Annotated in this window: 7 protein-coding genes and 2 pseudogenes; 6 read left to right on the forward strand and 3 right to left on the reverse strand. The window is 67.4% G+C overall.

Annotation, left to right across the window (positions count from 1 at the left end; translation table 11 throughout):
* Positions 1-1155: 1155 nt before the first annotated feature.
* From ACIA5D_RS51530 to ACIA5D_RS51540, 3 genes and pseudogenes are all read right to left on the reverse strand, one after another.
* Positions 1156-1635 (reverse strand): annotated as a pseudogene (locus ACIA5D_RS51530) (cellulose-binding domain-containing protein); the annotation flags it as partial.
* A gap of 147 nt (positions 1636-1782) precedes the next feature.
* The gene (locus ACIA5D_RS51535) at positions 1783-2616 is read right to left on the reverse strand and encodes a PaaX family transcriptional regulator C-terminal domain-containing protein (protein ID WP_396038088.1); all 834 of its coding nucleotides are present in this window, start codon (positions 2614-2616) and stop codon (positions 1783-1785) included.
* An 860-nt stretch (positions 2617-3476) separates the two neighbouring features.
* Entirely contained in the window at positions 3477-4226 is a 750-nt protein-coding gene (locus ACIA5D_RS51540; RefSeq protein ID WP_396038089.1) for an IclR family transcriptional regulator, read from the reverse strand.
* A gap of 146 nt (positions 4227-4372) precedes the next feature.
* Here ACIA5D_RS51540 and ACIA5D_RS51545 point away from each other — a divergent pair, with 146 nt between their 5' ends.
* From ACIA5D_RS51545 to ACIA5D_RS51570, 6 genes and pseudogenes are all read left to right on the forward strand, one after another.
* Positions 4373-5905, forward strand: coding sequence for a tannase/feruloyl esterase family alpha/beta hydrolase (locus tag ACIA5D_RS51545; RefSeq protein ID WP_396038090.1), 1533 nt, complete (start codon positions 4373-4375; stop codon positions 5903-5905).
* A 65-nt stretch (positions 5906-5970) separates the two neighbouring features.
* Positions 5971-6159: a helix-turn-helix domain-containing protein gene (locus ACIA5D_RS51550; protein WP_396038092.1), complete on the forward strand. Its 189-nt coding sequence runs from the start codon at positions 5971-5973 to the stop codon at positions 6157-6159.
* A gap of 438 nt (positions 6160-6597) precedes the next feature.
* Positions 6598-6879 (forward strand): annotated as a pseudogene (locus tag ACIA5D_RS51555) (AAA family ATPase); the annotation flags it as partial.
* A 112-nt stretch (positions 6880-6991) separates the two neighbouring features.
* Positions 6992-7327, forward strand: coding sequence for a hypothetical protein (locus tag ACIA5D_RS51560; RefSeq protein WP_396038093.1), 336 nt, complete (start codon positions 6992-6994; stop codon positions 7325-7327).
* 269 nt (positions 7328-7596) lie between these two features.
* Positions 7597-8334, forward strand: a complete 738-nt coding sequence (locus ACIA5D_RS51565; protein ID WP_396038094.1) for an ankyrin repeat domain-containing protein — start codon at positions 7597-7599, stop codon at positions 8332-8334.
* 53 nt (positions 8335-8387) lie between these two features.
* A complete protein-coding gene (locus tag ACIA5D_RS51570; RefSeq protein WP_396038091.1) occupies positions 8388-8918 on the forward strand; it encodes a hypothetical protein in 531 nt (176 codons plus the stop codon).
* The last annotated feature ends 124 nt before the right edge of the window (positions 8919-9042 follow it).

The raw sequence follows: 9042 nt of genomic DNA on the forward strand, positions 1-9042 counted from the left end.
GCACCGCCACCACGATCACCTCGGCCGGGAACCGGAACCCGGCAAACGCCGAGCGGGGAGGTGACCAAAGACGCGGCCGAGCGGCATGCTTCACCCACCAAGCCTTCGACACTCCGGCCAGTGAACGCAACAGACCCGCAACGGCAAACCGCTGACCACCCGCCGCTACGACCACCTCTGGCACCGCCTCGGCGAACGACTGCCCTGGGTCGCCGCGCAGAACATCTCCACCCACTGGCTGCGCCACACCACCCTGACCTGGGTCGAACGCAACTTCGGCTACGGCATCGCCCGCGCCTACGCCGGACACACCGACAGCACCGGGCCAGCCACCACCACATACATCAAAGCCGACCTACCCGCCGTCGCAACCGCCCTCGCAGCCCTCACCGGCCAACCCCTCCCACTCGCCATCGGCCCCGGCCAACTCGGCATCCGAACCTGACATCGCAGCCCGTCCGTGCCCGCGCGCCGGGTGTCGGAGTAGACGGACACCACCGGCCCACCGGCACGGTCCTCGGCCGGCGAGAAGCCGCCCTGGCTCTGGCACCGCACAGTTTCAACGCAGCAGCCAGGGCGGCCGTGGCCGGCCATCGGGGCCGGCGGTCGATCGCCTGCAGCTCAGCCCCAGTAGCCGAGGGCCTGGCGGCCCAGGGATGCCTGGCCGGCGGTGTTGGCGTGGCAGCCGTCGGCGACGACCTCGCTGTTGGTGAGGTGGAACTGGCCGGGGTAGGTGACGCGCTGGCTGGTGTCGGCGGCGGCCTGGCGGGCCAGGCTGTCGGTCAGTTGCGGGCCGTTCGTGCCGGCGAGGGGGCAGACGTGGCCGCTGTCGTATTGCGGCTGGCCGGTGATGTAGATGGTGACGCCGGAGGCGGCATGCGTCCGGGCGTTCGCGATCAGCCGCTTGACCTCGTCGTAGGTGGCGCCGTTGGTGAAGATGCAGATCTGGACCCAGACCGCCGTGGGCTTTCCGTACCTTGCGGCCTGCTGGTCGAACAGCTGCCAGGCGCTGGAGTTGGGGTCGGTCCAGGACTGCACGACCAGGCCGCCGGTGCCGTACGGGCCCCACATGCGGGCGCCGCCGTCGGCGACGTAGCCCTGGGCGGTGTTCTCGGCCATCGAGCAGCCGATGAAGCCCATCGTGTGCGCGCTGCCGGGGTTGGTCGGAGGCGGGCTGGTGGGAGGCGGGCTGGTGGGAGTGGTCGGTGGGCTTGTGGGTGTGGTCGGCCCGGTGGTGCCGTTGCAGGTCACCCCGTTGAGCGCGAAGCTTGCCGGTACGGGGTTGCTGCCGGTCCAGGAGCCGTTGAAGCCGAACGCAACGGTGCCGTTGGTGGCGACGGAGGCGTTGTAGCTGACGTTCTGGGCGGTGACCTGGGATCCGGACTGGGTCAGCGCGGTGTTCCACGCCTGGGTCACCTGCTGGCCGGCGCCGAATGACCAGGTCAGTGTCCAACTCGTGAGCGGGTCGCCCAGGTTGGTGACGGACACGTTGGCGCCGAAGCCGCCCTGCCATTGGGAGCTGATCGCGTAGGTCACGCGGCAGCCGGGGCTTGCCGCGCTCGCGGACAAAGCAGTGGCCAGGCCGCCCGCAGCAGTGACTGCCGCGAGGACAGCGGCGATCACGGTACGGCGCATGCGCAGATTCATGTCAGGTCCTCCTCGGGTCGAGTCTCCGTCTCTTGGGAGCGCTCCCGAACGGGTCCGCCCGACCATAACGCGCGACATCCATGCGCTTCAATGCCAAACGTTTGTCGAATATAAGAATGTCGATTGATGGCTTCGTCAGCCGCGGAGCCGGCTCCACTCGGCCATCGCCGCCGGGCGCCACAACGGATGGTGCCGGTGGAAGAACTCGGCCGCCCGCAGGCCGCTCCACCTGTCCGGAAGCAGTTCGACAGGTAGCGCCGGATCGATCAGCCGGAAGCGCCGCCACCCGTGGACCAGCCGCAGTAGCCTCATCAGGTCGTCCGACTCGTGGTCAACCACGCGCACGTAGTCGTCGTACTCCCGGCCCAGCCGCTCGAGATCCCACGCCTGGCCGACGAGACCCGGCAGTTCGCCGTCGCGCAGATGGCGGGCCTGGAAGACCTGACCACCCCGGACCTTCGCGTCCTCGAGCACCCGCTCGGCCTCGCCGGCCCGGTCGGTGTGAGTGCTGATCCACATGCCGGGCGCCGGATTGCCGAAACCCACCCAGCTCAACCGGGTCTCCAGCACATGCCGCCCGGCCCGATCATCCGCCCGCGCGAGCACCAGCAGCCACTGCCCGTCCCAGTCGCGCTGAACCGCCCGGAAACCGTAGATCTTCGCCTCACCGCCGTCGAGAAAATGCTCGAACTGCCGACTCAGCTGCCACAACGTGCGCCGCCCGTCCCGCACCCGCACGAACCAGCCGTCCTTGGCCGCCCGCAGCAGAGCCTGCCGGGCGGTGGTTTCCCCGACGCCGAACCGGCCCAGCACCTCGATCAATGCAGCAGACGGCGTCGGCTCACCGGAACGCCGCGCAAACTCTCCCAGGATCGTGGTCAGCATCCCCCGCACGCCCCCAGCGCCGGCCTCGTACCGGCGCGACGGCGTCAGCCTGTCCCGGCAGGCCTCATCGAACTCGGACACCACGACGGAAGTCTATGACCGGCACGTCGCACATCAGCCGTCGCGACCCTGGACGATGTGTCGTCATAACGGCTTTCAAGGCACGAATTCAATTTCCACACAATGCCCGACGTCGATATTTGCGCTTGACAGGCCGGAAACGCGATGGCTAAAGTTCGGAAAACGATTTCCTTCTTGTTATCCCAGGTAGTGGCCCAATTTGGTCACGCCTAAAGCGCCTCCGCCCCGACGACTGCGCTTCTCGTGGCGGTCGTCAGCGGCAGCCCGCGACGGCGCCCAGGAGCCTCGGCAGCCGCACCATCGGCATCCGATGACGCGAGGGCCGGCGGATTACTGATCCGCCGGCCCAACACCGAGGTAAACGAGAACGTGGAGTGCAGGATTCGACGCTGCCGCCGTTGACATCGACCGATACCGACCACCGGATCACCCGGTCCTGAGCCTGCGGCCTTCTGCCGTACGTCATCGCGAGGTTCGGCGCGCCGGCCTGTTGAGCTCCTGACGGAGGCAGCTGGTCAGCGCCGCAGCCGCGTTTTCGCCGCCGACCACGGCACCGGACGACGCACCATGGGCCGATCGAGGCGGGGGACGGTCGGCGAACACGCGCCACCCCACCACACAAGCACCCCGCGGAATGCAACCCCGGCAAGCTCAAGCGCTCAGCCGGTTCCGCGCGGGCGCATCAAGCTCCGCAATCGGCTACTCCACGGATCCGAAAATGGAACGCTAAGTCCGAAACGGACACGACAATCCCTATTGTCAGGGCGCCGCGCCGACCTCGCCCCTGTCGAGCCCACGGCGCCGATCACCGCCGGAGACCGTCCGAGGCGACAGACGAGCCGTAGGAGGGGCGCCAAATCCCCTCACGGAAGGCTGCGGCCGATACCACGCGCCGCCACCTTCAGCGCGGCCACGAGCCGCGACTGATTGGTCTCGAGGTCCGCCACGACTATGCCGACCGCGGCCACCGTCGCACCGCGGCGGTCCTGGATCGGCACCGCCACCGAGCACGCGCCCAAAGTCATCTCCTCCCGGGTGGTGGCATAGCCGTCGCAACGAACCCGGCGCAGCTGTTCCGCCAGCAGGCCGGGCTGGGTGACGGTGTAGGGGGTGTGCCGGCCCAGGTTGCCAAGCACTTCGACCCGGATCTCGTCCGGCGCGTACGCCAGCAGGACCTTGCCGACACCCGTTGAGTGCATCGGAAGGCGTCCGCCTACCTGGCTGACCACCGGCACCGATGAGCGGCCGGAGATCCGCTCGACGTAGAGCGCGCTGGCGCCGTCCCGGACTGCCAAATGCACCGTTTCCAGCGTCGCACCGTACAGGTCGTTCAAGAACGGCGAGGCGACATGACGCAACCCTGTCTCCACCGGCGCGAGCAAACCCAGCTCCCACATCCGCCGCCCCACCACGAGCACCCCCGACGGCAGCCGGACAAGCGCGCCGTGACGCACCAGCTCCGCGACGAACCGATGGGCGGTCGGCAACGGCAGTCCGGCCCGGCCCGCCAAGGCGGTCAGCGTCAGGCTGCGATGTTCCTCGTCGAACGCACCGAACACGGCCATGACCCGCGACGTCACGCTCACCCGGGGCTGGGCGCTGTTACCTGCCACTCGAACTCCTCTTCCACACGAATAACGAGCTTGCTTCCCGTTCGGCAACATGCACACCGATCACTTCCATTGAGTGAAATTGATCCATTGCCGCCGCAGGTGCCCCGCGCTCACTGTGACCGCAGACTCTGGAAGGGACGGCCCAAATGGAACATCGACTTCTTCTTCGCTACGGAATGGCCCTTCTCGGGGCTGCGACACTGATCATCACCGTGGCCGGCGTAGCGTCCACCGGCTCCGCCGCACCAAGGCGCCCGTGCTCGCCCCTCGCCGGCGTAGAGCTGCCGAACACCACCATCGTCAGCGTCTCCGCCGTACCCGCGACCGGGCCCGTGCCGACCCACTGTGCGATACAGCTCTACGTCACCAACCCGCCGGCCCGCGACCGGGTGAACGTCGCCGTCTGGCTGCCGGACAAATGGAACGGCCGTTTCCAGGGCACCGGTGGTGGCGGCTTTGTCGGCGGCAATCCCACAACCACGCCCGGTCCCGCCCTCCAAGCCGGCTACGCCGTCGCCGCCACCGACACCGGGCACACCGGCGGCAGCGGCAGCTTCGCACTCAACACCGACGGAACGCTCAACTGGCAGCTCATCGCCGACAACGGCTACCTCGGCATCCACGAGATGACCGTCTCCGCCAAGGCACTCGTCCGCACGTTCTACGCAAAATTCGGATTTCGGAGCTACTTCAACGGCTGCTCCACGGGCGGACGACAAGGCCTGATGGAGGCTCAACGCTATCCGGACGACTACGACGGCATCGCCGCCGGCTCCCCAGCGATCAACTGGACCAAGCTGCACCCTTCCCAGCTCTGGGGCCAACTGCAGATGCTGCTGGCCGGAAACCCGATCCCCACCTGCAAGCTCGCCGCTGCGACACAGGCAGCGATCAAGGCCTGCGACTCGTTCGACGGCCTTACCGACGGCATCGTCGCCGACTGGCAGCACTGCCGGTTCGACGCCCGTTCGATCGTCGGCACCGAGACCACCTGCGGCACGATCACCAACGGCGACGCAGAACTCATCAACAAGATGTGGGACGGTCCGAGAGGAACCGACGGCACGCAGCTGTGGTACGGCCTGGAACGAGACGCCGACTTGACCGCGCTCAACAACGCAGCCGGGCCGTTCGCGATCACGCTCGACTGGTTCCGCTACTTCCTCAAGCAGGATCCGGCCTTCGACTGGCGCACGCTGACGTACGACCAGTATCTGCTGCTCTTCCAACAGTCCGTGCTGCAATACCAGGCGGTGATCGCCACCGACGATCCCGATCTGTCGGCGTTCCGCGACTCAGGCGGCAAGGTCGTCTTCTGGCACGGGACCGCCGATCAGCTGATCTATTTCCGGGGCTCCGTCGACTACTACCAGCGCGTTGAGGCAGCGATGGGCGGCCCTAGCCGGACCGGGAAGTTCGCCCGGTTCTTCGTCGCCCCCGGAGTCACCCACTGTGGCGGTGGTGCCGGGGCCGCTCCGGTCGACGTGCTCAGTGCAGTGGTTGCTTGGGTGGAAAAGGGCACGGCCCCCGACGTGCTCGCCGGGCGCCGAACCGACGCCACCGGCAACGTCGTGCTCACCCGGCCGATCTGCCGGTATCCGCTCATCGCCACATACACCGGCAGCGGCCCGGCCGACGACCAGAAGAACTTCACCTGCACCCGCGACCGCCATCGCTGAGGTTCGACGGTGACCCGTGCCACGCTCCGGCTGGGCACGGATCCCCTGCCAGTCAAGGTGTCGAACTGCTCGTGCCGCTCACCCAGAGCGAACTGGCCAGCATGATCGGCGCGGGGCTGCCTACCGTGCAGCGGGCGCTCGCCGCCTTCCGACGCGAAGGGCTGGTCGGAACTGGCTACCGCCACATCGTGGTGGCCGATCCCGCCGCCCTGGCGGGCGTCCGGCCGGGCCGCCGACCAGGCCGGAATCCATGATCGAGCGACTGCGGGGTCAAGCCTGCTGCCGGTCGCGTTCCAGGACCTCCAGCGCGGCCAGGAGCTGGCGCGGCATACCCCTCGGCTGCTCGCCGCACGGTCCCGGCGGTACACCACAATGTCCACCCGGTCGCCGCCGCAACGTCGAAGCACACCAATGCGACCTGCTGCTTCCAGCCGAGGGAGAGCAATTCGGTGGCCGTGACCAGCAGCGTGGCCATCGCGGTCAGCGCACAGACGGCAACGTTCACCACCACGACCGTCACCCCGCCTACCCTGCCAGCCGACTCCGACCGGCTCGACGACGACGAAGCGCGGCTCGATTACCACACCCGGCTCACCGTGATCGCCACCTCGACCCTGCGGCACGTGGTCAACACCGGCAAGCGACTGGTCCTGCTCAACCGTCACACGGTCAGCGGCCGTCGCGGCCTGATCGTGTCCGGCCCGGCGGGCACTGGAAAGACCACCGCGCTCATCCAGTTCGGCAAGACCCACGAGGTCATCGATCGGCTTCGTCATCCCGGCTTGGACCGCATCCCAGTCATCTATGTCACCGTTCCGCCGGCCGCGACCCCACGCATGCTCGCGGTCGAGTTCGCCCGATTCCTGGGCATCCCCGTCCTGCCGCGGGCCAACATCACCGACGTGATCGAAGCTGTCTGCGGCATCGCCATCGATGCCCGGGTGAGCCTGGTTTGTGTCGATGAGATCCACAACCTGAAGCTGTCCACCCGCAGCGGCGCGGAGGTGTCCGACACTCTGAAGTACTTCTCCGAGCGGATCCCCGGCCACCTTTCTCTATGCCGGGATCGATGTCGAACGCGAGGGCTTGTTCTCCGGCACCCGCGGTCGGCAGATCGCCGGCCGGTTCACCCTGATCACCACCGCCGGGTTCCCCTACACCGAGGAGTGGCAGGCCCTGGTCGCCACCATCGAAGACTCACTACGACTGCGGCACCACGTCACCGGAACACTTCGGTCCCTGGACCGTTACCTGCATCAACGCACCAACGGCATGATCGGCAGCCTGTCGCACCTGATCCGCGGCGCCGCCCTCGAAGTCATTGCCGACGGCACCGAACAGATCACCAAAGCCGTCCTCGACCGGATACCCCTCGACCACGCCGCGGACGGTCTCATCATCCGCGCCGGAGCGAAGAAGTGAGCGCTACCGGCGGTGACCTGCCACAACCGCGGTCGTTGCCGATCCGGCCGCGGCCGATGCCCGGCGAGGACGCTCACGCCTACCTACGGCGTCTGGCCCGCGCCAACCACCTTCGCCCCACCTACCTACGCCGCTACCTGCAAGACCCAGGCGGCAGCGGCCAACTGCGACTCGATTGGCTCGCCGTCCTGGCCGGCCGATCGCGGGACGCCCTGCACCACGCGTTCACCGCCCCGCCGGCCACCTCGGCTCGCCGAGCACGACGACGGATGCGCTTCGCCGCCACCCAACACGCCAGCACGAAGCGGTCGCTGTTCACCGCGATCCGCGGCGACGCCCGCCTCAGCAGCTGGTCACTTCGGGCATTGGCCGACCGGCACGGCGTCCATCGCCGCACCGTCCGTCAAGCGCTGACCTCACCGATCCCGCCACCCCGCAAGCAGCACCGAGCCAGAGGCTCCCGGCTTGACCCGTTCAAACCAGTGATCGACGCGCTGCTGCAAGAAGGGCGAGGCCGCCGCTACGGCGGGCACCGGACCATTCAGGACATCCACTCGGTGCTCGTCAACGAGTACGGCATGACCGGGGTTTCCTACTCAACGCTTCGCGACTACGTCACCAGCCACTGCCGACGGCTCGTTCTCCCGGCGGTCCGACCGGTCGACTCGATCACGCCTGCCCACCAGGCCGTCGAAGAGCAGAACTTGGTACTCCTGCGCGATCTCATCGACGCCGGACATGACATTGAGGACCACGACGGAGACGGCTGGACTCTGCTACGACACGCTGTCGCCGTCGAACAGGACCATCACCGCCAGACCGGCGAACCGGCACACGCCGACATGACTGCGTTCCTCCTCGCCCGCGGCGCAAACCCTCACCGCACCGGCCCAGACGGCGCCACACCATTACAGGAAGCTGAAGACCGCGGCCACTGGCTCGCTGCCGAGATAATCCACGCCTGGACAGGCCGTCCCAGGCCCACGGCCAACAACATGCCGGCGTGACCGAAGATCTCTCGCTCCGTTGACCTGATCGGCGCTCGGTTACCATCCCGCTCGTGTCACTCACCGATGCAGCCGTCGCAGCAGACCTTGTTCCGGCCGGACTTGAGTTCTTGGAACGGATCAGCGAAGAGGTCAGCTTGCCGCTGCCGCCCCCACCGCCTTACCACTCACCGGCCAGTTGCGGACCAGAGCACGGAAGGTTCGACTCGGACGAGATGATCGAGGTCGACGATCCCGAGATGTCGGCAAAGGTCAACGCCGGTTGGCTGCACATGGCAACCGAGTACGGCGTCCTCGACAGCCGGCGAGAGTTCCTTCTCAGCGTCAACTACAGCGACCCTGACGAGGTTGAACCCGAGTACGCCTGGGTCAGGGTCCGGCTGTCGGACCGGTGGGATCTGGCCGGAAGTAACTCGATCGCCCTGCGAAGCGGATTCGGAGGGCTGTTCACCGATCGGTTCGTGCCGGAGTTCTCCATGCTCTCTGTCGACCACAAAGCGATGCTCAATACAACCGTCTGGGGCAACGGAACCGTCAGCACCATCATCATCCGCCCCGATCGCCTCACGAAAGCGATCGATTGACGTTCTCCGGAACGCCCCATCCTCACCGACTGAGCCGCCATGATCTTTCCGGACAGGTGGGCCAAGTAGAATTGGTTCGCCTGGGAAGGAAGAACAGTTGCCTCGTCCAAAGAGAAGTTTCTCG

The organism is Actinoplanes sp. NPDC051513, assembly GCF_044454685.1.
In the GTDB taxonomy this organism is placed as follows: domain Bacteria; phylum Actinomycetota; class Actinomycetes; order Mycobacteriales; family Micromonosporaceae; genus Actinoplanes.

What these genes read in the sequence shown, in the direction of transcription:
- ACIA5D_RS51545 (WP_396038090.1), top strand. Translation starts at nt 4,373, where the DNA reads ATGGAACATCGACTTCTTCTTCGCTACGGAATGGCCCTTCTCGGGGCT.
- ACIA5D_RS51565 (WP_396038094.1), top strand. Translation starts at nt 7,597, where the DNA reads ATGCGCTTCGCCGCCACCCAACACGCCAGCACGAAGCGGTCGCTGTTC.